The sequence below is a fragment of the Streptomyces sp. STR69 genome (assembly GCF_024519455.1).
Lineage (GTDB): Bacteria > Actinomycetota > Actinomycetes > Streptomycetales > Streptomycetaceae > Streptomyces.
In genome coordinates this window covers 375,101-399,577 of record NZ_JALJRY010000002.1, presented here as the reverse complement: position 1 = coordinate 399,577, position 24,477 = coordinate 375,101, and the positions used below count along the sequence as shown (strand labels likewise).

Below are 24,477 nucleotides of genomic sequence, written 5' to 3'. Positions count from 1 at the left end.
ATGGACTTCGACCTGCCCGAGGAGACCCTCGCTCTCCAGGACATGGTCCGCGAGTTCGCGGCCAACGAGATCACGCCCCACGCGGCCGAGTGGTCCGAGAACGAGATCTTCCCCACCAAGATCTTCACCAAGCTGGGCGAACTCGGCCTGATGGGCATGCTCGTGCCGGAGGAGTACGGCGGGGCGGGCTCGGACACGGTCACCTATGTCGCGGTGATGGAGGAACTCGGCGCCGCCGACCAGTCGGTGGCCTCCTCGTGGAACGCGCACTCGACCATCGGCACGCTGCCGTTGCTCGCGTACGGCACCGAGGAGCAGAAGCGGCGCTGGCTGACCCCGCTGGCGAAGGGCGAGGCGATCGGCGCGTTCGGGCTGACCGAGCCGGACGCCGGCTCGGACGCGGCCGGTATCGCGACCACCGCCCGCCGGGCGGACGGGGGTTGGGTGATCAACGGCACGAAGATGTTCATCACCAACGCGGGCACCGACATCAGCCAGGGCGTCACCCTGCTGGCCACGACCGGCAAGGGCGCGGACGGCCGCAAGGGGTACGCGACCTTCTACGTGCCGACGGGCACGCCCGGTTACACGGTCGGCGCGAAGCTGAAGAAGCTGGGCTGGCACGCCATGGACACAAGGGAGTTGGTGTTCACCGACTGCTGGGTCTCCGACGACCATCTGATCGGCGAGGAGGGCAACGGGCTGCGGCAGTTCCTGTCCGTGCTCGACGGCGGCCGGATCAGTGTGGCGGCGCTGGGTCTCTCGCTGGCCAAGGCGGCACTGGCCCTCTCGGTCAAACACGCCAAGGAACGGCACCAGTTCGGGCGTCCGCTCTCCGACTTCCAGGCGGTCGCACACAAGATCGCCGACATGGGTACGGAGTACCAGGCGGCCCGCTGGATGGTCTACCGCGCCGCGTGGCTCGCCGACCAGGGACGCCCGCACAGCACGGAGGCCGCGATGGCCAAGCTGTACGCCTCCGAGGTCGCCAACCGGGCCGCCTCGCAGGCAGTTCAGATCCACGGCGGCTACGGGTACGTACGCGAGTCGGAGATCTCCCGTTTCTACGCCGACGCCAAGATCCTGGAGATCGGCGAGGGCACCAACGAGATCCAGCGCAATGTCATCGCCAGGGCCCTGGTCAAGGGCGCGTGACCGGGCGGGATCCGCGGTGCGCCGTAGCACACCGCGGGTCCGGTCAGCTCGCGACGGAGACCGCTTCCCACAACGCCTCGGGATCGAGGGGCAGTTCGGGCCGGGCCCGCTTGAACTCGGCGGCCAGCGTCTCGACATCGGGCAGTTCGCCGACGTCGGCGGCGAAACCGCGGAACAGGGTCGAGCAGTACTCGCCGGACAGGAACGCGGCGTCCCAACTGCCGCCGGGCCGCACCCACTGGTAGGTGTGGTTGTGCAGGTTGAGGAACTGGAGGGTGGCCAGGTGCGGTTCGACCGCGCGGAAGGTCCCCTCCTCGACGGCCTCGGTGAGCAGCCCGGTGATCAGGTGCTCGAAGTCGGCGCGCTGCCGCAGCACGATCTCCAGCTCCTTGCCGCTGAGGCTGCGGTAGTCGTGCTCGTAGACCCAGATGTGGTCGAGCCGGCGGAAGATGATCGTCAGCAGCGACTCGGACAGCAGCCGCAGCCGCAGCAGCGGCACCTCGTCGAGGGCCGCGATCTCCTTGGCACGCGCCAGCAGCGGGCCGAGCACCCGCGACTGGATCTCGATGAGCAGGTTCTCCTTGGAGCCGATGTAGTAGTACAGGGCACCCTTGGCGAGCCCGACCGCGCGGCCCAGGTCGTTGATGGAGGTCGCCGCGTAGCCCTGTTGCGCGAACAGGGACGCCGCGGTGTCGATGATCTTCTGGCGTCTGACTTCGAAGCCCGGCCCATGACCCGGCGGTCGTGGCATGTCTTCTCTCCCCTGGCTGTGACGACGTGCGTGCTGTCCCGGGCCCGCACAGGCGCCGCGCTGCGGCACGCCTGGGGGAAGCGGCCCCGGGGACGTCGCTCTAGTTTGCTAGACCAAACGGTACATTAAAGCGAGGACCGTATGACTCAGGCATCGCACCACATCGGAACCGCCACCGGCACCGCACGGACGGACCAGCTCCTGGAGATGTACCGGCGGATGCGGCGCATCCGGCGCTTCGAGGAGCGGGCGTCGGACCTCTACAAGGCGACGGAGATCCCGGGCTTCCTGCATCTGTCGATCGGCCAGGAGGCGAGCGCCGTCGGCGCCTGCTGGCCGCTGGGCGCGCGCGACGGCATCACCTCCACGCACCGCGGCCACGGCCACGTCCTGGCGAAGGGCCTGGACTCGGCGTCGATGATGGCCGAGCTGATGGGCAAGGACGCGGGCACCTGCCACGGCCGCGGCGGCTCGATGCACATCGCGGACCCCGGTCTCGGGATCTACGGCGCGAACGGCATCGTCGGCGCGGGCCTCCCGATCGCCGCCGGGGTCGCCACCGCCGCGAAACTGCGGGCGGCCGGTGACGTGGTGGTGGCGTTCTTCGGGGACGGGGCGGTGGCCCAGGGCATGTTCCACGAGGCCGTGAACCTGGCCGCCGTATGGGATCTGCCGGTGGTCTTCCTGTGTGAGAACAACCACTACTCCGAGTTCTCCCCCGAGTCCGAACAGCACCGCGCCCCGCTCTCCGCGCGCGCCGCCGGATACGGCATCGAGTACCAACACGTCGACGGCAACGACGTGTTGGCGGTGGCGCAGACCATGACCGGGCTGGTCGCGCGGCTGCGCGCGGGTGCCGGTCCGGTCCTGCTCGAAGCCGAGACCTACCGCTGGCACGGCCACTACGAGGGCGACCCCGAGCGCTACCGCCCCGCCGAGGAGGTCGCCGCCGCCAAGGAGCGCGACCCACTGCTGATCGCCCGCCGCCAGTTGGACGCGGCGGCGGCGGACGCCGTGGACGAGGAGATCGACAAGGAGATCGAGGCGGCGATCGACTGGGCGAGGAGCCTGCCGGAGCCCGCCCCCGAGACCCTGCACGACTACGTCTCGGCCCCCCGCCTCCCGATCCCCGAGCCCACGCCGCTCCCGGCCGACGCCGAGATCTTCCGGTCCATGGACGCCGTACGACTGGCCCTGGAGCATGAACTGACCGCCGATCCAACGGTGTTCGTCGCCGGCATCGACGTCGGCGCGGGCGGCAACGTCTTCGGACTCACCCGCGGACTCGCCCAGGCCTTCCCCGGCCGGGTGCGGGACACGCCGATCAGCGAGAGCGCCATCGTCGGTACGGCGGTGGGAGCGGCCATGGCCGGCATGAAGCCGGTGGTCGAGATCATGTACATGGACTTCATCGGCGTCTGCCTCGACATGCTCCTCAACCAGGCCGCCAAACTCCGCTTCATGACCGGCGGCCGGGCCTCCATGCCGCTGGTCGTCCGCACCCAGTTCGGCGCCGGGCGCTCCTCGGGCAGCCAGCACTCGCAGAGCCTGGAGGCGCTGCTCGCGCACATCCCCGGCCTGACGGTGGTCATGCCGTCCAACCCCGCTGACACCTATGGCCTGTTGCGCGCCGCGATCCAGGACCCCAACCCGGTGGTCTTCGTCGAGAACCGTCTCCAGTACGGCCTCAAGGGCCCCAAGCCCCCGGCCGACCATCTGATCCCGCTGGGCAAGGCGAAGGTGATCCGCGAGGGCACCGACATCACCCTGGTCTCCTGGTCGCGGATGGTCCAAGACGCCCTGGCTGCCGCCGAGTTGCTCGCGGGCGAGGGCATCAGCGTCGAGGTGATCGACCTGCGCACCATCGCCCCGCTGGACCGCGAGACCGTCCTCGCCTCCCTCGCCAAGACCAACCGCCTGGTCATCGCGCACGAGGCGGTACGGGACTTCGGCGTCGGCGCGGAACTCTCCGCGATGGCCGTCGACGAGGGCTTCTGGCACCTGGACGCCCCGGTCACGCGCGTGGCCCCACCGTCCGTCCCGGCGCCGTACGCACCCTCGTTGGAACACGTCTGGCTGCCCTCGCGGGACACGATCGCGGACACGGTCCGCCGGATCGCCGCGGTCTGATCCGAGATCCGAGCGGTGCTACGACGGGAAGGGCCCCCAGAATCTCTGGGGGCCCTTCCCGTCGTGGCGCAGCCGCTGTCAGACGGTCGCGACCGGTGTCAGCGGACTGCCCTGCGTGCCGGGCAGGTTGAGCGGGGGCGCGCTGAGGAGGAAGCGGCTGCGGTCGTGCTCGCGGAGCCAGGCCGCCAGCTTCTCCAGGTACCACAACTCGCCGAGCGGGACGCCCAGTTTGAAGAGGCAGAGGTTGTGGATCGGGAGCAGCGAGTGCGGGGTGTTGTCCTCGGGACCGACGCCCACGCCCTCGACGGCGTAGTTGTCCGAGACCAGCGCCGAGATCTGCGAGTCGGCGATCCACTCCAGCAGCGCCGGGTCGAACGCGTCGAGGTAGGAGGCCGTGGTGTGGATGCCCACGGGGTCCGGGTTCTTGCCCCAGCCGAGGACCGCGGTGTCGAAGCCGGTGTGCAGGAGGAGCATGTCGCCGGGTTCGACGACGATGTTGTCCGCCGCCATGATCTCCTGAAGGGTCTTCAGGTTGACCGGCTGCCAGGTGTTGCCCAGGTGGTGGGCGAGGTCGACCAGGACGCCCCGACCCTGGACCCCGTGCTCGGCCATGTGCTCGAGGCCGAGGTGGCGGGCGAAGCCGAGGGTGCCGCTGCCGTCGCCCTTGGCGTCCTCCTGCGGTCCGACGATGTCGGTGTCGGCGCGGTAGCCGTTGTAGTAGACCGCCTCCTCGACGCCGTCACCGTCGGCGTCGAACTCCTGGCCCTGGTGCGCGAGCGCGTCCCACTGCGTCGAGTACTGGAGCCAGAGGGTCACCACGTCGTCGGACCAGACGTCCCTGAGGTGCGGCGAGAAGTGCTCGCGCGCCTTGATGTTGTAGAAGACGTCCTGCTTGTGTTCCAGGTCCTCGGTGGGCCGCAGGATCGGAGGGTAGCGCCGCTGGTTCAGCTCGCTCCCGCCCGGATAGTCGAGCGGCAGGCTCAGGCTGAAGCTGATCCCGTGCTCGACCTCGCGGACCCCCTGGAGCACCTTCTCGGGGGTGAGCAGGTTGATACGGCCCAGTTCGTCGTCCTCGCCCCAATCGCCCCACGTCGAGCCCGGCGGACGCTGCTTCCAACGCTTCGTCATGATCACGCCTCCTTCGGCGACAGTCCCCGTTGACCAGCCGCACGCATGTTATTTGTGATTGTACCGATCGGTCAACGAATCCGGCGCACCCCCCTCCCTTTATCTTCGACTCATCAATAGACTGAGTGGTCGAAACACCCTGACCTTGGAGCGAAGAATGAGCGAATCCACACAGGCGTGGGTCGTGGCGGGCGTACGGGCCGTACTCGGCGCGCACACTCAGGCCCAGGACGCCGGCCGCACCGACGAGATCGTCGCGCTGTACACGCCCGACGCCGTCCTGGAGATACCGGGCATGGACCCGGTCGAGGGGCGCGACGCGATCCACGCGGCCTTCAAGGGCTGGGAGCCGGTCAAGCCGCAGCTCCACCTGGTGACCAACACCGTCGTGACGTCGACGGGCGAGGACGAGGCCCGCGCGCTGAGCGACGTGGCCTTCCTCCAGCGCGGCGAGGCGGGCTGGGCGATCGGCGTGGTCGGGCACTACGACGACACCCTGCGCCGCCAGGACGGCAGCTGGCTGCTGCACCGCAGGAAGACGACGTACCAGGCGTAACAGCCGCCCTCAGCAAGCCAGTTGACCTTCCTGACTTTGACCTTGGAGTGAGATGACCACCTCGATCGACCCGTCCGTCACGGCGGCCGTACAGACCGCCATCGCGGCCTACGCCCAAGCCCTGGACGCCGGACGCACCGACGACATCGCCGACCTGTACACCCCCGACGGCGTCGCCGAGATCGTCGGCATGGCCAAGTTCGAGGGCCGGGAGGCGATCCGGCAGGGCTTCGGCGGCTTCGCACCGCAGGCACCGCAGTTGCACCTGATCGCCAACACCGTCGTCACCTCCGCCACCGAGGACGAGGCGACGGCCACCAGCAACCTGGCGTTCTTCGCGCGCGGCGAGGCGGGCTGGACCGTGCAGATGGTCGGACGCTACGACGACGTCCTGCGCCGCGAGGACGGCACCTGGCTCTTCAAGCAGCGGGTCACGACCTTCGCGGAGTAGCGCGCGGGAACCCGGACGCCCGTGCCGCCCACGTCCAGGGCGGCACGGGCGTCCGGGCGTTCAGGCGTCCGGGTTCTCGGCCTTGGTGAGCACGAAGGTCGGGAACTCGTTCTGCTTGACGGTGTTGATCGCCTCCTGGAGCGCCCACCGGCCCGTCGGGTTGAGGAGCTGCTTGACCGGCTTGCCGGGGATGTTGCCGCCGTAGAAGTAGCTGCTCTCCAGGAAGGAGGACATCTTGCTGTTGTTCATGCTGTCCGTCCACTCCTCCTCGGCGGCCTCGGTGACCTCGACGACGTCGTAGCCGTGGTCGCGCGCGTGGACGATGGCGTCGGTGATGATCTCCACCTGGTCGCCGGCGTAGCGCGGGTTGTTGCCGGTCGCGCCGTGCGGGCCGCCGGGGAAGAAGAAGTTGGGGAAGCCGGCCGTCGCGACACCGAGGTAGGTGCGCGGGCCGTCGGCCCAGTACTCCTTCAGCGGGAGACCCTGACGGCCTTGCACGCCAAGCCTGTTGAGGGCGCCGGTGCCGAAGTCGTAGCCGGTGGCCCAGATGATGATGTCGAACTCCTCGACACCGTCGGCGGTTTCGATGCCGTCCTCGGTGATGCGGGTGATCGGCGTCGTGTTGATGTCGACGAGGGAGACGTTCGGCTTGTTGTACGTCTCGTAGTAGCCGGTGCCGAAGGGGGGCCGACGGCCGCCGTAGCCATGCCCCTTGGGGATCAGCTTGTCGGCGGTCTCGGGGTCCTTGACGATGCTGCGGATCTTGTCGGCCATGAACGCGCACCACTCCGCGTTGACGGTCTCGTTCGACAGCATGTCCATGTAGTGCTCGGTGAGCTTGGTGAAGCCCGGGCCGTTCCACCGCTCCTCGTAGAACGCCTGGCGGTCCTCGGGGCTGTCGTCGAGGCCGGAGCGCATGACGATCTGGTGCAGGAAGCCGCTCGGGGAGGTGTTCAACGTGTCGCGGATGGACTCGTAGTTGGCCTTGAGCTCGGCCTGTTCCTCGGGTGTGATCGGCGCGTTGTTGAGCGGGGTGAGCCAGTCGGCGTCCTTCTGATACACCGTCAACTGTGCTACGTCGTCAGCGATCGCGGAGATGATCTGCACCCCGCTGGAGCCGGTGCCGATCTGCGCGACCCGCTTGCCGGTGAAGTCGATGGGCGTCTTCGGCCAGCGCGAGGTGTGGTGCTGCTCGCCGCGGAAGTCCTCACGGCCGGGGATGCCGGGGATGAAGGGCACGGAGAGGTTGCCGGTGGCCGCGACGACGTAGCGGGCCCTGACCTCGGTGCCGTCGCTGCCCCGGACGGTCCAGGTGCCGGAGGGCTCGTCGAAGACGGCCGAGGTGACCTTGACGCCGGTGCGGATGTCGCGCCGCAGGTCGAACCTGTCGACGACGTGGTTGAAGTAGCGCTCGATCTCGGGCTGGCCCGCGAACCGCTCCGACCACTCCCACTCCTCCCACAGCTCCTTGGAGAACAGGTAGCCGTAGGTGTAGCTCTCGGAGTCGAAGCGCGCCTCGGGGTAGCGGTTCCAGTACCAGGTGCCGCCCACACCCGTGCCCGCTTCGAGGAGCCGCACCGAGAAGCCCGCCTCGCGGGCGGTGTACAGCTGGTATATGCCGGTGACGCCGGCCCCGATGACGAGGACGTCGACCCGGTCCTGGACCGCCGGCTTCGAAGATTCGCTCATTTGCGCTCCATGGTGACTGGGGCTGCGGCTCCCACATGAGCCTGGTTTGATAGTTCGACCAGTCGGTCGAATATTCAGACCGAGACTAGATGAGGGTCTCGGCCCGATCAATGGCGATGACGGAGAGAGCTCGGACCAGCCATATCCGCGACAGGCATTGATTGTACCGACCGTTTGATCTAACTTTCGTTTGGGACGAATGCAATCGCATGGACCGGGAGTCGCGCATGAGCGCCGAAGACGTCAAGGAAACCACCGATCTGCGCGTCGCGGGGCTGAAAGCCCTTCGTGCCGCGCTGCCCGGGGTGGTTCCCGCGGAGGGTGAGCTCGACATGCGGGACGGCAAGTTCGGCGAGGATCTCGTCGAGATCGGCCTGTCCACGGTGTGGGGCGCGCTGTGGGGCCGCGAGGGTCTGGCCCCGCGCGACCGCAGCCTCGTCACCATCGGCATCCTGATCGCGCTCGGCGCCGAGACCGAGCTGAAGACCCATGTCCGGGTCGCCCTGACCAACGGGGTGACCAGGGACGAGCTGGCCGAGGTCATCTACCACTCCGCCGGGTACACCGGCTTCCCCAAGGCCGTGGCCGCCCGTACCGCGGCCCGCGAGGCCCTGGGCGAATAGCCGAACGAACCACCGGTGTCCGTTCTCCGGCACCGCGCACGAGCTCAAGGGAGCGCACATGTCACTGCAGGGAAAGGTCGCCGTCGTCACCGGCGGCGGTCGCGGCATCGGCCAGGCGATCGCGAAGGTGCTCGCGGCCAGGGGAGCCGCGGTCGCGGTGTGGGACCTCAACACCGAGGGCGCCGAGAAGACCGCGGCAGCCATCCAGGAGGCGGGCGGTACGGCGATCGCCGTCTCCGGCGACGCGGCCGAGGCCGGCGCGGTGGCAGCGGCGGCGGCCCGCACCCGCGAGGACCTCGGCCCGATCTCGATCCTCGTCAACAACGCGGGCATCACCGCCTACGAGCCGTTCACCAGCATCTCCGAGGCGTCCTGGGACCGCATGATCGCGATCAATCTCAAGGGCCCCTTCCTGGTCACCAAGCAGATCGTGCCCGACATGATCGAGGCGGGCTGGGGCCGGATCGTCAACATCTCCTCGTCCTCCGCGCAGACCGGTGCACCCTCGATGGCCCACTACGCCTCTTCCAAGGGCGGTGTCATCGGCCTCACCCGGGCCCTCGCGATCGAGTACATCGACAAGGGCATCACCGTGAACCACGTGCCGCCCGGCTTCATCGACACCCCCCTGGTCCGTCAGGGCCCCGTCGACGTGGACGCGGTCGCCGCGACCATGCCGATGAAGCGCGCCGGGCAGCCGGAGGACGTCGCCTACGCGGTGGCCTACCTCGCCTCCGAGGAAGCGTCCTACGTCACCGGCCAGACCCTCAGCACCAACGGCGGACGCTACCTCGTGTGAGCACCCGCAAAGTACATCGCAACGACGCTGCAACGGAGCCGCACATGAGCATCGAGGACGACACCGGGGCCGTGGCCCACGTGCTGGTGGTGGGCGCCTCCGCCTCCGGGCTGACCACGGTCGAGGCGCTCCGGCGCAAGGGGTACACGGGCCGGATCACGGTGCTCGGCGCCGAGCCGCACGCCCCGTACGACCGTCCGCCGCTCTCCAAGCAGGTCCTCTCCGGCGCCTGGGAGCCCGGCCGGGCCGCGCTGCGCACCGAGGAGATGCTGACCGGCCTGGACACCGAGTTCGTGTACGGCGATCCAGCGGTCGGTCTGGACACGGCGACCCGGACCGTGCGCACCGGGTCCGGGCGCGAGCTGAGCGCCGACGCGATCGTGGTCGCCACCGGGGTACGGCCCCGAGTGCTGCCCGGGCAGGGCGAGTTGGCCGGTGTGCATGTGCTGCGCACCCTCGACGACGCGCTCGCCCTGCGCACCGATCTGCTCGCCGGGTCACGTCTGGTGGTCGTGGGCGAAGGGGTCCTCGGCTCCGAAATCGCCGCCACCGCACGGACGTTGGGCCTGGACGTCACCCTGGCGGGACCGCTCACCGGACCGCTGGCCCTTCAGGTGGGCCCGCTGGTGTCGGGACTGCTGGCGGAGCTGCACACCGAGCGGGGGGTGCGACTCCGGCTCGGGAACGGCGTCGTAGGCCTGACCGGCGCCCAAGGCCGCGTCTCCGGCGTCGAGTTGAGCACCGGCGAGGTGCTGCCCGCCGATGTGGTCGTGGTCGCGATCGGGGCGAGTCCGGCGACGGAATGGCTGGCCGACAGCGGGCTGGAACTCGACAACGGCGTGGTGTGCGACTCGCGTTGCCGGGCCGCGCCCGGGATCTACGCCGTCGGTGACGTGGCCCGCTGGCACCACGAGCAGCTCGGCCGGCTGATCCGGCTGGAGAACCGGACGAACGCCACCGAGCAGGCCATGGCGGTCGCCGGCGCGATCCTCGGCGAGGACCGACCGTACGAGCCGGTGCCGTACTTCTGGACCGATCAGTTCGACGCCAAGCTCCAGGTGCACGGTTTTCTGCCGGCCGATGCCGAAGTGGACGTCGTGGACGGCGAGTTGGCGGCCCGCCGGTTCGTCGCCCGTTACCGCAGCGACGGCCGGGTCACCGGGATCCTCGGCTGGAACATGCCCAAGCAGGCCAGGCAGCGCCGTCAGGAGATCGTCGACTCGGTCCCCTCCCCCGCCCACTGAACGATCAGGAGAGTTGCCATGAAGGTTGTCGTCGACGAGGACAAGTGCGTCGCCGCCGGGCAGTGCGTCGCCGCCGCGATGGACGTGTTCGACCAACGGGACGAGGACGGCATCGTCGTCCTGCTGGACGAGAACCCGCCGGCCGAACTGGCCGACGACGTACGGAACGCGGCGGCCGTGTGCCCCGCGCTGGCGATCCGTATCGAGGGATGACCCTCACCCCCGCAGTCCCCTCCCCCCACCCTCACCTGGAGGAATGACCATGTCCGAGGCCGAGACGGAACTCGTCGCCCCCGACGCGGAACTTTTCGACTACCCGGGCGCGCGGGACCGTACCTGCCCGTTCGCCCCGCCGGCCGGGCTGCGCGCCCTGAACGAGACGGCGCCGGTGTCCCGGGGCCGGCTCTGGGACGGCAGCACCCCGTGGCTGGTGACCGGGCACGCCGCGCAGCGCGTGATCCTGTCCGACCCGCGGGTCAGCTCGAACGACAAGCAGCCCGGGTTCCCGCACCCGAACCAGGCCATGGCGGAGAACTCCCCCCACCACCCGCTGACCATCTTCAACGCCGACGGCGCCGACCACACGCGCATCCGGCGCATGATGACGGCTCCCTTCACGCGCAACCGGATGGAGAAGCTGCGGCCGGAGATCCAGCGGTTCACCGACGAGCTGATCGACACGATGCTCGCGGGCCCGAAACCGGTCGACCTGGTGGAGGCGCTCGCACTGCCGCTGCCCTCGCTGATGATCTGCGCGCTGCTCGGAGTGCCGTACGAGGACCACGAGTTCTTCCAGGAGCACGCCTCGCTGGCGACCCGCAGCGACAAGACCGCCGAGCAGGACCGGACGGCCATGGAAGCGCTCGGCGGCTATCTGGCCGGGCTGCTGCAGAAGCGGATGGAGGAGCCGAGCGACGACGTCATCTCGGACTTCGCCGGGCGGATCAAGGCGGGCGAGGTCACCCTGCCCGAGGCCGTCATGCTGTGCATGATCCTGCTGATCGCCGGTCACGAGACCAGCGCCAGCATGATCACCCTGGGCACCGCCCTGCTCCTGCAGAACCCCGAGCAACTCGCCCTGCTGCGCGAGACGGACGACCCCAAGGCCGTCGCGAACGCGGTCGAGGAGATCCTGCGCTATCTGACGATCCCGGCCCTCGGCCAGCGGCGGATCGCCGCCGAGGACATCGAGTTCGAGGGCGTCACCATCAAGGCCGGCGAGGGCATCGTCGTCGCGCTGCCCGCGGGCAACTGGGACCCGGCGGCCTTCCCCGAGCCGGAGAAGTTCGACATCACCCGCGAGGCCCGCCACCACCACGCCTTCGCCTGGGGTATCCACCAGTGCCTCGGCCAGCAGCTCGCCCGCATCGAACTGCAGGTCGTCTACGGCACGTTGTACCGCCGCGTCCCGACCCTGCGCCTCGCCGTCGGCTTCGACGAGCTCAGGTTCCGCAGGGACGACGCGCTCGCCTACGGCATTCACGAGCTGCCGGTCACCTGGTAGCGACCCACGCTTTCCCGCACACAACTGGAGTCACCCATGAGCGAGTTCGGCTTCGAAGGACGCGTCGCCGTCGTCACCGGCGCGGGCCGTGGCCTCGGCCGCGCCTATGCCCGTCTGCTGGCGGAGCGCGGGGCGAAGGTCGTCGTCAACGACCTGGGCGGGTCGATGGAGGGCGAGGGCTCCGACGCCGGACCCGCGCAGAAGGTCGTCGACGGGATCATCGCGGCGGGCGGCGAGGCGGTGGCCGACACCCACGACGTGTCCACGACCGCGGGCGGCGAGGCCATCATCGGCGCCGCGATCGAGAACTTCGGCCGGATCGACGTGCTCGTCAACAACGCCGGGATCATCCGCTACGCGGGCCTGCCGGAGATCGAACTCGACAACCTGGAACGGCACTTGGCCGTCCACCTGCTCGGTTCCTTCAACACGATGCGGGCCGCCTGGCCGCACTTCGTCGAGCAGGGCTACGGCCGGGTCGTGCTCACCACCTCCAGCGGCATGTTCGGCATGGACAACAACCTGTCCTACGCCGCCGCGAAGGCGGGCACGGTCGGCATGGCGCGCAGCGCGAAGCTGGCGGGCGAGCCGCACAACATCAAGGTCAACCTGATCGCGCCGGCCGCGATGACCCGGATGGGCGGCGGCCCCGACGAGGAGCCCGCCGTGACCGCGGAGGGCATGCCGTACATGCCGTCGTCGGCGGTGGCGCCGATGGTGGCCTATCTCGCGCACGAGAGCGTCCCGGTGAGCGGCGAGATCTACACGGCCGGTGCGGGCCGCTTCGCGCGGGTCTTCCTGGCCTCGACGGAGGGGTACGCGCACGAGGGCGGCGACGCCTCCGTCGAGGACGTCGCGAAGAACTGGGACGCGATCAACGACGAGAAGGGGTACTACGTGCCCGCGGACCTGATGGCGTGGTCCGGGTCGTTCCTCAAGCACCAGTTCGGCTAGGACGGGTCGGGGCAGGCCATGTTCGGTTGATCCAGGCAGGGGGAGGCGGTGAGCCGCCCCGCCTCCCCTTGCCGCCTCACGTCGTCGCGCGGCCCGCGATGTACCACTTCGACGGCAGCTCGATGCGGGCGCCGTCGGCCCTGAACTCGGTGGTGATCAGGGGGAGTTCACCGCTCGCGAGGATGGTGAGGCCGACCGCGCGGAGGAGTTCGGGCACCTCGCCGTCGGCCACCTCGCCGGGGGCGATGCCGTGCCGGAGGATCGGGGCGAGCTTCGCGGGCGGCCCCTCCGGGTCCTGGGCCAGACCGCCGATGATCGGGCGGGCGGCCTCGGCGAGTTCGACGAGGAAGACATGGCCGCGCTCCCCGACGAGCGTGGCGATCCCCTCCACCAGCGGCTGCCGGTCGTCGGGGTCCACCTGGTGCAGCACACCCCGCATGTAGACGTTGGCATCGCCGAGTTCGGTGTGCAGCGTCTCGACCTCGGTCTTGTCGGTCGCGTCCAGCAGCCGGTAGGTAGCCTGCCCCGCCGGGTCGGCGCGCCGGGCGTGCTCGATGGCCGCGGCTGACAGGTCGGCGCCGACGACATGGTTGAACCGGTCGGCGAGGAACCGGGTCTGCGTGCCGTTGCCGCAGCCGAGGTCGATCATCTGCAGGCCCGGGTCACGCAACTTCGGTTCGAACAGGGCTAGATGGAGTCCCACCGTCTGCGTCGGCGACGCGTCCCAGAAGACGGCCCCCTGTTCCTCGGGCGCCTCGCGCCAGAAACCTTCCCAGGCGTCCCGGTACCGACTGGTCACACTCATGCCCAACTCCCCAGGATGCAAGGCCGTTCCGCCGTAAGTGACGGGCCAGTACGGTCTATCGCGCCCGGGTCCCGCTCACAAGCACACGGCGCATTCCTTCACCGCTCATTCGACACGTGTACGCCGATGTGCGCCCCGTGCGCCCCCACGGCCACCTGCGCGTCAACGGCGAGGCAGGGTGAGTTCGAACCAGACGGTCTTGCCGGCGGTGGTACGGCTGGCGCCCCATTCGCGGGCGAGTACGCCGACCACGTGCAGTCCGCGTCCGTACTCGGCGTCGGGGCCCGCGCCGAGCAGGGTCGGCAGGGTGGGGTCGTCGTCGTCCACCTCGCACAGCAGGGTGTCGCCGCGCACCAGGCGCAGTGCGATCCGGCGGCCGTGGGAGTGCCGTACGGCGTTGGTGACCAGTTCGTCGGCCAACAGGGCGGCGGTGTCGGCGAGTTTGGCGAGGCCCCACTCGTGGAGCTGTTCGCGGACCACCGCGCGGGCCCGGCCCGCCTCGACCGGGTCGAGGACGAGCCGCCATTCGGCGACGTCGTCCGGCTCGATGCCGTTGAGGCGGGCCATCAGGAGCGCCACGTCGTCCTTGCGGCCACCGCGCGTGTTGAGGGACCTGATGATCGTGTCGCAGGCGTCGTCCATGGACGCGGCCGGATGCGCGGCCGACTCGCTCAGGGTCGCGAGTCCTACGCCGATGTCCTCGCCGCGCACCTCGACCAGACCGTCGGTGCACATCACGAGCCGGTCGCCGGGCTCCACGCGCACACGCACCGCCTCGAAGGGCACCCCTCCGACGCCGATGGGCGCGCCCGTGGGCAGGTCGAGCAGTTCGCTGCGGCCGTCCCGGGCCCGCACGATCACCGGCGGGATGTGGCCCGCGTTGCCGATGTGGAGTTCGCCCGCGATCGGGTCGTAGACGACGTAGAGGCAGGTCGCGAGATAGGTGTCGCCGAGGCGCTGTGCCAAGTCGTCGAGGTTGCGCAGGAGTTGGGCGGGCGGGAGGTCCATGGCGGCCATGGTCTGCACGGCGGTGCGCAACTGGCCCATCATCGCGGCCGAGTTGAGCCCGTGGCCCATGACGTCGCCGACGACGAGGGCGGTGCGGGCCCCGGGCAGTTTCACCGAGTCGAACCAGTCGCCGCCGACGCGTCCCAGCAGCGTGCCGGGCAGATAGCGGGTGGCGATGTCGCAGCCCGCCATGCGTGCCGGGATGTGCGGCAGCATGCTGTCCTGGAGGGTCTCGGCGACGGACTCCTGGTAGGTGTACATGCGCGCGTTGTCGAGCACCAGGCCCGCGCGGGCGGCGAGTTCGGCGCCGGTGACGCGGTCCATGTCGTTGAACTCGACGCGCTCGGGGTGGCGCAGCAGGATCATGAAGCCGAGGACGACATTGCGTGCCTTGAGCGGGACGACCAGCATGGAGCGGCCGGTGATCAGCGGCCGGATGTCGCGCTTCTCGAACTGCGAGGCGATCATGTGCCCCATCTGCTCGCTGATGCGCGGCACGAGGACGGGATCGCCGGTGGTCATGCACTGGAAGAACGGGGTGTGCGCCGGGAACGGCATGGCCTCGCCGACCGGCACGACGTCGTCCCAGCGGCCGGGTTCGTCGGTGTGCTCCAGGGCGACCCGGTGCCACATGGTGGTGGTGTCCGGCACGCCGTCCGGGAACCCCTCGCCTGCGACGACCTGTTCGCGAAGATACGTCCCCGCGACATCCGTGAACTTGGGTACGACGGCCTTGCTGACCTCGATGATGGTCTGGGCGAGGTCGAGCGAGGTGCCGATACGGCCGCTGACCTCGTTGAGGAACTCCAGGCGCTCGCGTACGGCGACGTATTCGAGGTCCTCGCCCTCGTCCGCGACCTCCTGGGGCACGGGCAGGCCTTCGGCGACCGCTACGGCGGCCCGCTCGCGGCGTGCCTTGCGCTCGGCGCGGCGGGCGACGCCCCAGTCCGGGGTCACGGGGACCCGCTCGTTCTGGCTGAACTCCAGCACGGGATAGCCCAGTTCGAGAACCTGCGCGACGATACGGGCGCTCTCGTCGACGCTCATGCTGGGCAGGATCTCGGGGAGCCTGCGGGCGAGTTCGTCGGCGCCGGGGAAGTCGGTGTGGTGGGCGAAGCCGGGGGCTATGCGCTCGAAGGCGCCGTCCGCCTCGGGGAGGTCCTGGCGCAGGCCGCCCGCGTCGGCGGCGAGCACGAGCAGCCGCTCCCGGCCGGGGCCGACCAGCGGGTACGCCCACCACAGGACGTCCACGCGGTCCCGCTCGGGCACAGTGAGGCGCGCGCGGCCTGCGGCCGGGTAGGACAGTTGGCCGTCGAGGGAGGACTCCAGGTCGGGGCCGAGTCCGTCGTAGGCGTCGAACGCGTCGTAGGGACTGGCCTCTTCGTCGTCGGGCAGGGCGCCGGAGACGGGGAGGAGGTCGACCGCCGTCTGGCCGATCGCCTCTTCCTTGGTGGTGCCGAACAGCCGTCGGGCGCCGCGGCTCCAGTGCGAGACGAGTCCGTCGCGGTCGATGAGGATCACAGCCAGCGGGATACGGCCCGCCGCGGTGTGTTCGCTCACCACGTCGTCCCCGGCTCCGCGGCCGGGAGGCGCCTCCCGCTCGGTGCCACGGTCCATGGCCCAGGCCCTCTCTCCCCACGGCTCCGCAAGATCTGTGCCGCCATCCACCACGCTACGGGTGCGGCCGGTGGCGATGTGCGGCATTCCTGGAATTGGTTCCACCCAATCCGCACCGGCGTGCGCCGCCGCGCCCCCTGGGGCGGGGGATCAGTCCTCGTGGCCGAGTTGCAGATCGCGCTCGGTGCGTCCCCCGCCCGCCACTTGGAGCACGGTGGCCACGGGCGGATACCCGGCGGCGATCACCGTGTACTCGCCGGAGGACAGGTCGATGAACCGGAAGGTGCCGTCGGGTCCGGTGGTGAGGGTGTCGACAACGTTGCCCGCCGCGTCGAGAAGCGTCACGCGCGCGTCCTCGACGGGCCGCCCGCCGCTCGCCCTGACCGTGCCGCGCAGCACGGCGCCGCCGGCGAGTTCGACGTCCTGGCGGGTCTCGCGGGACGCCTGCACGCTGACGGGGAGCGCGGCCGGGCGGAAGGCGGGCGCGCTGGCCGCGAGGGTGTACTCGCCGGCCACCAACTCGCTGATCACATAGGTGCCTTCGCGCCCGCTGCGGGTACTGGCCACCACCTCGCCGTGCACATTCGTGAGCGTCACGGCGGCCTCCCGCACCGGGGTGCCGTCCGCGGTCAGCACACTCCCGGCCAGGCGTCCGGCGCCACCGAGGACGACGTCGAGTTCGACGGGCCGCTCCCCCACGGTCACCGACACCGCCTGCGGCTGGTGCCCGCCGGCCGCCGCGATCAGGACGTACGACCCGGAGCCGGGCGTCGACAGCGCGTACCGCCCGTCCCCGCCGCTGGCACCACGCCCGATCTGCTGCCCGGCGACGTCGATGAGAGTGAGCGCGGCCCGGGGGACGACGGTCCCGTCCGGGTGCTGCACCGTGCCGCAGACCGGAATTCCGGGGGTGTACGACGAGCGTAGCGAGATGGGGGTCCCCCCGGCCGAAGGCTGGGGGAGGGCCTGCGGGATCGGGGAGTTGAAGGGGGCGGTCTCCGCCGTCTCGGCGGGGGCGTTGTGGGACACCAGTGGTTTCTCCTTGAGGAAGAAGGCGATGAGCAGGCCGAGGGCGAGCACCGGCACCAGGTAGAGGAAGATCCGGGGCATCGCGTCGGCGTAGGCCCGGATGTAGCTGTCGCGCAGCGCCGGGGGCAGCGCGTGGACGAGCTGCGGGGTGATGGACTCGGGGTCGGGGAGGCCGGTGCCCGCACCTGCGGGGATGCGGTCGCGCAGCGCGTCGGTGAGCCGGTCGGCGAACAGGGTGCCGAAGACGGCGGCGCCGACGCTGCCGCCGATCTGCCGGAAGTAGTTGTTGGCGCTGGTGGCGGTGCCGAGGTCGGCGGGCCGTACGGAGTTCTGCACGGCGAGGACGAGCACGGGCATCACCAGGCCGATGCCGGCGCCGAGTACGGCCATCCACACGCTGTACTGCAGCCGGGACGTGTCGACTTCGAGCCGGGACAGCAGCCACATGCCGAGGACGGAGAGGGCGCTGCCGAGGACCGGGTAGATCTTGTACCGGCCGGTGTGGCTGATGAGTTGGCCGGAGACGATGGACGCGCCGACGATGCCGCCCATCATGGGCAGCATCAGCAGTCCCGACTCGGTGGCGCTCGCCCCGTCGACCATCTGCAGGAAGGTCGGCAGATAGCTGGCGGCGCCGAACAGCGCGACCCCGATCACCAGGCCCACCAGGGCGGTGACGTTGAAGACGGCGTCCCTGAACAGCCGTAGCGGGATGAGGGGTTCGGGCGCGAAGTGCTCGGCGACGAGGAAGAGGACGGCGGCGGCCACGGCTCCCGCGCCGAGCCCGAGGATGACGCGCGAGCCCCAGGCGTACTCGGTCCCGCCCCAACTGGTCAGCAGGACAAGGCACGTCGACGCGGCGGCGAGCAGCAGTGCGCCGAGGATGTCGAGGCGGGCTCTGACGGTGGGCTTCGGGAGTTTCAGTACGACGGTGACGACGGCCAGAGTCACCACGCCGAAGGGCACGTTGACGTAGAAGCACCACCGCCAGGAGAGGTGGTCCGTGAAGTAGCCGCCGAGCAACGGGCCCGCGACGGAGGCGAGTCCGAAGGTGGCGCCGATCAGGCCCATGAAACGGCCGCGCTGCCGGGGCGGCACGATGTCCGCGATGATCGCCTGCACGCCGATCATGAGTCCGCCGGCGCCGATGCCCTGCACCGCGCGGAACACGATGAGTTGGTCCATGGACCGGGCGCGGCCCGCGAGCGCGGAGCCGATCACGAAGACGGCGATCGCGAACTGGAACACGCTCTTGCGGCCGAGGAGGTCGCCGAGCTTGCCGTAGACCGGCAGTCCGACCGTGGAGGTGAGGAGGTAGGCGGTGATCGCCCAGGACATCTTCTCCAGGCCGTGCAGTTCGCCGACGATCTTCGGCAGCGCGGTGGCGACGATCATCTGGTCGAGAGCCGCGAGGAGCAGCGCGAGCATCAGGCCGAGGAACACCAACCGCACGCGGCGCGGGCTGAGTTCGGCCTTCTCGACGGGTGCGGGGACCGGTGTCTCCGGGGGCGTCGAGGGCCGTTCGTCCTGCACCAGAGTCGTCCCGCCCACGTACCGCTCCCCTCGTCGCGCCTGCCGCACAATTCCCGCTTTAGGCGACAACTGCGAGCAAGCGTGACGAGTTACGGCATACGTCCGGCTCGAACGGAGATCCACTCGATCCGGTGAGGGAAGCCCTCAGGGCGTCAACGCGCCCTGGAGGCTTGGCCCTTGGGGTCTACTTCTCGACCTCGGTGGCGAGCTTGTCGAGGACCAGGTCGTAGATGCGGCCGAGGCCCTTGGGGGCGAAGGTGCGCTCGAAGAAGCCGCCGATGCCGGTGGCGCCGTTCCAGGTGCTGGTCACGACGACGCGGGACTTGCCCTCGCCGGCCGGGGTGACCCGCCAGGTGGTGACCATGGTGGAGTTGCGGTCCTTCTCGACCAGTTCGCCGTCGGTCGGCTCGCTGACCTCCAGGAGGCAGTCGCGGACGCGCTTGCTGGTGGCCTGGAGCTTCCAGTGGACGAGGGTGCCCTCGCCGTCGCCGCCCTCGCGCACCTCGTACTCGCTGAACTGCTCGGGCAGCAGGTTCGCGCGCGTGCCGGTGTAGTCGGCGAGGGCGTCGAACACCTTCTCCGCGTCGGCTGCGACGACCCGCTCGGTGGTGGCCTCGACCTGCGCCATTTCGTTCCTCCAGGACTTGCGTTCTCGGGGTCGGGGCAAGCCAACCACCCCCGCACTCGGTCACCCAAATCGGGGTACCCCAGGGCGTCGGAAGCGATCAGGAGTGATGAGGAAGTTCACTTGCACAGTAATTCGAACAAGTGTTTCACTCTGGGGGCAGGCCTACCGAGGAGGCGCCATGCGCTGGGAGAACCTGACAACGGAGTCCGACAGTCACAGCCGGACGGCCGACGTAGCGCTGTTCGGCGCGGACGCAGTGACCACCCGTACCTTCGACACGCCCGAGTTCCGCGGAATCACCTTCCACGAGGTGCGGGCCCGCTCGATCATCAACCGGGTGCCGGGGGCCTCCCGCATGCCCTTCGAGTGGACGGTCAACCCGTACCGGGGCTGCTCGCACGCTTGCGTGTACTGCTTCGCCCGCAAGTCGCACAGCTATCTGGACCTCGACACCGGCCTCGGCTTCGACTCGCAGATCGTGGTCAAGGTGAACGCGCCGGACCTGCTGCGCCGCCAGCTCGGCTCGCGGCGCTGGCTGGGCGAGCACATCGCGATGGGCACGAACGTCGACTGCTACCAGCGCGCGGAGGGCCGCTACCGGCTGATGCCGGGCATCCTCGGCGCCCTGCGCGACCACGCGAACCCCTTCTCGATCCTGACGAAGGGCACGCTGATCCTGCGCGACCTGGATCTCCTGGTACAGGCCTCCGAGGTCACCGACGTCGGCATCTCCGTCTCGGTCGGCTTCACGGACCCCGCGCTGTGGCGCACGGTGGAGCCCGGCACACCCTCCCCGGAACGGCGCCTGGACGCCGTACGGACACTCACCGAGCACGGCATCGACGTCGGCGTCCTGATGGCTCCGGTGATCCCCTTCCTGAGCGACCATCCGGCCCAACTGCGCGCCACCGTAAGGGCGATAGCGGCCTCCGGGGCGACTTCGGTGACTCCCCTGGTACTGCATCTGCGGCCCGGTGCCCGCGAGTGGTTCATGGCCTGGCTCGGGCAGCACCACCCGCATCTGGTGCGCCGTTACGAGCGGCTGTACGCGGAGGGCTCGTACGCCCCGAAGTGGTACCAGCGCCGGATCACCCGTCAGGTCCACGACCTGGCGCAGGAGTACGGCATCGGTCCCGCGCGCGCGGGCATGCCGCGCCGGATTCCCGAGCCGGCGGACCCGGTCGACGAGCCGGTGAGCGAGCCGACGCAGCTCTCGCTGATCTGAAGGCGCCTCTCACTGAGCCGATCTGAGGGCGTTCGAGCGCATCCGGCGGCCCAATTGGGTCAAGTATCGGCCGAACAGGTTCTTCCACCCCGGCTTTTCGGGACTATCCGGCGAGGACAGACCGCGAGAACCGCGGTCCGCCGCCTCTCCGTCCTGGGAGGACTTGATGAGAAAACGCGCAGCCGTACTGTGCGGTGCCGCCGTCGTCGTGGCCGGGACGGTCACCGCTCTCCCCGCCGACGCCAGCACCACGCATCCCACGACCACCGTTCAGTCGGCGAAGCTCAGCTGGAAGAGCTGTGCCACCACCGACTATCCGACGCTCCAGTGCGCGAGCGTCAAGGTGCCCCTCGACCACGCGAACCCGCACGGCAAGCAGATCTCGCTCGCTCTGTCCCGGGTCCCGCACACCGCGAAGACGTACCAGGGCCCCCTGTTGGTCAACCCCGGCGGCCCCGGCGGCAGCGGACTGACCCTCGCGGGCTTCGTGGCCTCCTCGCTGCCCAAGGCGGTGGCCTCCCAGTACGACGTCGTCGGCTTCGACCCGCGCGGCGTCGGCAAGAGCACACCGGCCCTCGACTGCAAGCCCGGCTACTTCAACCCGGTCCGCCCCGACTCGGTGCCGAGCACCCCCGCGCTGGAGAAGGCCAACCTCACGCGCGCGAAGTCCTTCGCGGCGGCCTGCGGCAAGAAGTACGCGAGCGTGCTGCCGTACATCAACACGATCAGCGCCGTGCGGGACATGGACTCGATCCGGGCCGCACTCGGCGCCAAGAAGATCAACTACTTCGGTTACTCGTACGGCACGTACCTGGGCGCCGTCTACGCCAAGCTCTACCCGGAGCGCGTGCGCCGCCTGGTCCTGGACTCCATCGTCGACCCGACGGGCGTCTGGTACGACGACAACCTCGGGCAGGACTACGCCTTCAACGACCGCCAGCAGGCGCTGATGGCGTGGATCGCGAAGTACGACTCCACGTACAAGCTCGGCACCGACCCGGCCAAGATCGAGGCCAAGTGGTACGCGATGCGGAAGGCACTGGCCAAGAAGCCGGCCGGCGGGAAGGTGGGCGCCTCCGATCTGGAGGACACCTTCATGCCCGGCGGCTACTACAACGGCTACTGGCCCTACCTCGCCGAGGCGTTCGCGGCGTACGTGAACGACAAGAACGCCGATCCGCTGGTCGAGGCGTACGACAACTTCGCCGCGATCGACGCCTCCGGGGACAACGGGTACAGCGTCTACACCTCGGTGCAGTGCCGTGACGCGTCCTGGCCGCGCGACTGGAACCAGTGGCGCAAGGACAACTGGGCGGCCTACGACAAGGCGCCGTTCATGACCTGGAACAACGCCTGGTACAACGCGCCGTGCGCGTTCTGGCCGACGAAGTCCGAGCACCCGATCAACATCGCCAACGGCAAGCTGCCGCCGGTGCTGCTCTTCCAGGCGACGAACGACGCGGCGACCCCGTACGAGGGCGGCGCGACGGTCCACCAGCTGCTGGCCGACTCCAGTTTCGTGGTCGAGCAGGGCGGCGGGAACCACGGCATCACGCTGAGCGGGAACGCCTGCCTGGACAAGTACCTGGCGACCTATCTGACCAACGGCACGGTGCCGCGCAGCGGTGGCGAGGTCGACGCGGTGTGCCAGAAGACGCCCGACCCGAAACCGCTGACCACGGCGAAGTCGGCGACGAGCACGGCACACGGTTCGACGCTGCACGGCCTGCTGGGCTTCCGCGGCTGAACCGCGCCCGACGGTCCCTCGGGGGCGGGAATCCTCGTTGTCAGACCCATGGTCCACCATGGACGCATGAGTGAGCTGACGAGGATTCCCGCCCCCGACGGCGTCGCCCCCGCGACGGCCTACACGCACGTCGTCATGGGTACCGGCCGCTTCGTCGCGATCTCCGGCCAGCTCGCCCTGGACGAGGACGGCAAGCTCGTCGGCGAGGGCGATCCGGCCGCGCAGGCCCACCAGGTCTTCGAGAACCTCCGCCGCTGTCTCGCCGCCGCGGGCGCCACCTTCGACGACGTGGTCAAACTGACCTTCTTCGTGACGGACATGGCCCATATGCCGGCCGTCCGCGCGGCCCGCGCCGCCCACATACCCGACGACCGGCTCCCCGCCGCATCGGCCGTACAGGTCGCCGCGCTGGTGCGACCGGAGTTCCTGATGGAGATCGAGGCCTTCGCGGTGATCGGCGAATAATCAGGGGCCGGCCCGGCAGCCGATTCCCTAGGGTGCCCGCCATGGACGATGCCGACCCCCTTCAGATCCGCCCCATGGTCCTCGCCGACTGCGACCGCGTCTCCGAAATCCGCGTCCTCGGCTGGCAGTTCGCGTACCGGGGCCTCATGCCGCAGTCCTTCCTCGGCGCCCTCAGCCCGAAGGACGACGCCGAGCGCCGCCGGGCCCGCTTCGCGCAGGGGGACGGCAGCGTGGTGAACCTGGTCGCCTCGCGGGGCGAGGAGATCATCGGCTGGGCCGCGTTCGGCCCCTACCGGGACGGCGAAGTCCGCACCGGGGACGCCGAGTTGTACGCCGTCTACCTCGACCCGCGACACCTGGGCACCGGCGCAGGCCGGGCCCTGCTGCGGGAGGTGCTACGGCGGTGCGCGGCCCTCGGTCACGACCGCGTGTTCCTCTGGGTCGTCCGGGGCAACGCCCGCGCCCGCCGCTTCTACGAGCGGGCGGGCTTCCGGGCCGACGGGGCGGAGGAGCCGTACGAGGTGGAGGGGGTGCTGGTGCCGGAGATCCGGTACGTCAGGCAGCTGACGCGGTGAGGTGGCATTCACGGGGTGGGGAAAGGGTCGGCGCCGGCGTGGAGGCCGCGACCGGTGAGCGGCTCAGCGCTGCCGGGGAATCCGCCCCAGCGCCTGCACCGCCGCCTCCGCCAGTGCCGGATGGGCGAGGGCGTCGTTCAGTACCGGTCTGGCGCGGGGGTCGCCCAGTTCGCCGAGGCCCTGTACGCAGGCGAGGGCCACACGGCGGTACGGGTCGTGGGGGCGCAGGCGTCGCTCCAGGGTGGTGATGAGGGCGGGGACGGACTCGGGGGCGCGCAGGTCGGCCAGCAGACGGACGGGGTGCAGGGCGTAGGCGACGCGGAGTTCATTGGTGGCGAGGGCCGCTGCCGCGCGGGCGGTGCGGGGGTCGTCGAGGCGGGCCAGGGCGTAGGCGGCGGAGGCGCAGCGCGGCGGGTCGCGGTGGTTGAGGAACAGGACGAGGGACTCGAAGGCCCGCCGGTCGCCCGCGAGGCCGAGCCGGAACGCGGCCAACTCCCTTGCCCACAGCGGGTGGCCGGGGGCGGTGAGCACTTCCGCCAGTTCGTCGAGGTCGCCGGTCGAGGCGAGTCGCTCGTACGGTGCCACCCCTCCCGACTCCTGCCGTAAGCGCTCCGTGAGTGATCGCAACTCTTCGTCCATGAAACCGAGCCTATGGGGGTCGCGGGACAGACGGGACCTACATCACAAACTCCGGGGGCTGGCGCGCTCGTTACCCACCGGTTAAGCTCAGGTGAGCGAGTTACCCACTCGCGTATCTCCTTACGGTGGCCTGGTGACGCAGCCGCCGTGAGTGCAGTCGGTTCGGTACTTCGTGTGCCGCAGTACGACACGGCTTGGGACAGGGCCGGTCGGAACTCTCAA

The 24,477-nt window shown here is 70.0% G+C and carries 22 protein-coding genes; 14 read left to right on the top strand and 8 right to left on the bottom strand.

The window, feature by feature from the left end; all coding sequences use genetic code 11:
- Nucleotides 1-1,155 carry an acyl-CoA dehydrogenase family protein gene (locus tag OC490_RS05495; protein ID WP_262056634.1) on the top strand — a complete coding sequence of 385 codons (1,155 nt, stop codon included), beginning with the start codon at nucleotides 1-3 and terminating at the stop codon, nucleotides 1,153-1,155.
- Nucleotides 1,156-1,198: 43 nt separating this feature from the next.
- Here OC490_RS05495 and OC490_RS05490 read toward each other — a convergent pair whose 3' ends face one another.
- Complete coding sequence (locus tag OC490_RS05490; protein ID WP_262056633.1) at nucleotides 1,199-1,906, bottom strand: TetR/AcrR family transcriptional regulator; 708 nt, start codon at nucleotides 1,904-1,906, stop codon at nucleotides 1,199-1,201.
- Between the two features lie 141 nt (nucleotides 1,907-2,047).
- Here OC490_RS05490 and OC490_RS05485 point away from each other — a divergent pair, with 141 nt between their 5' ends.
- Nucleotides 2,048-4,036, top strand: a complete 1,989-nt coding sequence (locus OC490_RS05485) for a dehydrogenase E1 component subunit alpha/beta (protein WP_262056632.1) — start codon at nucleotides 2,048-2,050, stop codon at nucleotides 4,034-4,036.
- Nucleotides 4,037-4,114: 78 nt separating this feature from the next.
- Here OC490_RS05485 and OC490_RS05480 read toward each other — a convergent pair whose 3' ends face one another.
- Nucleotides 4,115-5,164: a cyclase family protein gene (locus OC490_RS05480; protein WP_262056631.1), complete on the bottom strand. Its 1,050-nt coding sequence runs from the start codon at nucleotides 5,162-5,164 to the stop codon at nucleotides 4,115-4,117.
- A 157-nt stretch (nucleotides 5,165-5,321) separates the two neighbouring features.
- On the opposite strand from OC490_RS05480, the gene OC490_RS05475 reads away from it, so the two are divergent.
- Nucleotides 5,322-5,720 (top strand): nuclear transport factor 2 family protein, encoded by a 399-nt coding sequence (locus OC490_RS05475; RefSeq protein ID WP_262056630.1) that lies wholly within the window; start codon nucleotides 5,322-5,324, stop codon nucleotides 5,718-5,720.
- Between the two features lie 52 nt (nucleotides 5,721-5,772).
- Complete coding sequence (locus tag OC490_RS05470) at nucleotides 5,773-6,171, top strand: nuclear transport factor 2 family protein (RefSeq protein WP_262056629.1); 399 nt, start codon at nucleotides 5,773-5,775, stop codon at nucleotides 6,169-6,171.
- 60 nt (nucleotides 6,172-6,231) lie between these two features.
- Here the strand turns inward: OC490_RS05470 and OC490_RS05465 are convergent, their stop codons facing one another.
- Nucleotides 6,232-7,860 carry a flavin-containing monooxygenase gene (locus OC490_RS05465; RefSeq protein ID WP_262056628.1) on the bottom strand — a complete coding sequence of 543 codons (1,629 nt, stop codon included), beginning with the start codon at nucleotides 7,858-7,860 and terminating at the stop codon, nucleotides 6,232-6,234.
- A 227-nt stretch (nucleotides 7,861-8,087) separates the two neighbouring features.
- On the opposite strand from OC490_RS05465, the gene OC490_RS05460 reads away from it, so the two are divergent.
- From OC490_RS05460 to OC490_RS05435, 6 genes are read left to right on the top strand one after another with little or no spacing between them, the layout of a single operon-like run.
- Nucleotides 8,088-8,483: a carboxymuconolactone decarboxylase family protein gene (locus tag OC490_RS05460; protein ID WP_262056627.1), complete on the top strand. Its 396-nt coding sequence runs from the start codon at nucleotides 8,088-8,090 to the stop codon at nucleotides 8,481-8,483.
- Between the two features lie 58 nt (nucleotides 8,484-8,541).
- Nucleotides 8,542-9,282 (top strand): 3-oxoacyl-ACP reductase family protein, encoded by a 741-nt coding sequence (locus OC490_RS05455; RefSeq protein ID WP_315986653.1) that lies wholly within the window; start codon nucleotides 8,542-8,544, stop codon nucleotides 9,280-9,282.
- Nucleotides 9,283-9,326: 44 nt separating this feature from the next.
- Nucleotides 9,327-10,526, top strand: a complete 1,200-nt coding sequence (locus OC490_RS05450) for an NAD(P)/FAD-dependent oxidoreductase (protein WP_262056626.1) — start codon at nucleotides 9,327-9,329, stop codon at nucleotides 10,524-10,526.
- 18 nt (nucleotides 10,527-10,544) lie between these two features.
- A complete protein-coding gene (locus tag OC490_RS05445) occupies nucleotides 10,545-10,739 on the top strand; it encodes a ferredoxin (RefSeq protein ID WP_262056625.1) in 195 nt (64 codons plus the stop codon).
- Nucleotides 10,740-10,788: 49 nt separating this feature from the next.
- Nucleotides 10,789-12,030: a cytochrome P450 gene (locus OC490_RS05440; RefSeq protein WP_262056624.1), complete on the top strand. Its 1,242-nt coding sequence runs from the start codon at nucleotides 10,789-10,791 to the stop codon at nucleotides 12,028-12,030.
- 36 nt (nucleotides 12,031-12,066) lie between these two features.
- Entirely contained in the window at nucleotides 12,067-12,984 is a 918-nt protein-coding gene (locus tag OC490_RS05435) for an SDR family NAD(P)-dependent oxidoreductase (RefSeq protein ID WP_262056623.1), read from the top strand.
- Between the two features lie 76 nt (nucleotides 12,985-13,060).
- On the opposite strand, the gene OC490_RS05430 is transcribed toward OC490_RS05435, so the two are convergent.
- The 4 genes from OC490_RS05430 to OC490_RS05415 all read right to left on the bottom strand — a co-directional run bounded on the left by OC490_RS05430 (nucleotide 13,061) and on the right by OC490_RS05415 (nucleotide 19,604).
- Entirely contained in the window at nucleotides 13,061-13,789 is a 729-nt protein-coding gene (locus OC490_RS05430) for a class I SAM-dependent methyltransferase (protein WP_262056622.1), read from the bottom strand.
- A gap of 162 nt (nucleotides 13,790-13,951) precedes the next feature.
- Nucleotides 13,952-16,414, bottom strand: coding sequence for a SpoIIE family protein phosphatase (locus tag OC490_RS05425; protein WP_262056621.1), 2,463 nt, complete (start codon nucleotides 16,412-16,414; stop codon nucleotides 13,952-13,954).
- A 150-nt stretch (nucleotides 16,415-16,564) separates the two neighbouring features.
- Nucleotides 16,565-18,994, bottom strand: coding sequence for an MFS transporter (locus tag OC490_RS05420; protein ID WP_262056620.1), 2,430 nt, complete (start codon nucleotides 18,992-18,994; stop codon nucleotides 16,565-16,567).
- Between the two features lie 166 nt (nucleotides 18,995-19,160).
- A complete protein-coding gene (locus OC490_RS05415; RefSeq protein ID WP_200711535.1) occupies nucleotides 19,161-19,604 on the bottom strand; it encodes an SRPBCC family protein in 444 nt (147 codons plus the stop codon).
- A gap of 178 nt (nucleotides 19,605-19,782) precedes the next feature.
- Between OC490_RS05415 and OC490_RS05410 the strand changes: the two genes are divergently transcribed.
- The 4 genes from OC490_RS05410 (at nucleotide 19,783) to OC490_RS05395 (ending at nucleotide 23,616) form a co-directional block, all read left to right on the top strand.
- Complete coding sequence (locus OC490_RS05410) at nucleotides 19,783-20,829, top strand: Rv2578c family radical SAM protein (RefSeq protein ID WP_262056619.1); 1,047 nt, start codon at nucleotides 19,783-19,785, stop codon at nucleotides 20,827-20,829.
- Between the two features lie 166 nt (nucleotides 20,830-20,995).
- Nucleotides 20,996-22,576, top strand: coding sequence for an alpha/beta hydrolase (locus tag OC490_RS05405; RefSeq protein ID WP_262056618.1), 1,581 nt, complete (start codon nucleotides 20,996-20,998; stop codon nucleotides 22,574-22,576).
- 66 nt (nucleotides 22,577-22,642) lie between these two features.
- Entirely contained in the window at nucleotides 22,643-23,041 is a 399-nt protein-coding gene (locus OC490_RS05400; RefSeq protein ID WP_262056617.1) for a RidA family protein, read from the top strand.
- A 41-nt stretch (nucleotides 23,042-23,082) separates the two neighbouring features.
- On the top strand, nucleotides 23,083-23,616 hold the full coding sequence (locus OC490_RS05395; protein WP_262056616.1) for a GNAT family N-acetyltransferase: 534 nt from the start codon (nucleotides 23,083-23,085) through the stop codon (nucleotides 23,614-23,616).
- A gap of 63 nt (nucleotides 23,617-23,679) precedes the next feature.
- Here the strand turns inward: OC490_RS05395 and OC490_RS05390 are convergent, their stop codons facing one another.
- Entirely contained in the window at nucleotides 23,680-24,255 is a 576-nt protein-coding gene (locus tag OC490_RS05390) for an adenylosuccinate lyase (RefSeq protein WP_262056615.1), read from the bottom strand.
- Nucleotides 24,256-24,477: the final 222 nt, after the last annotated feature.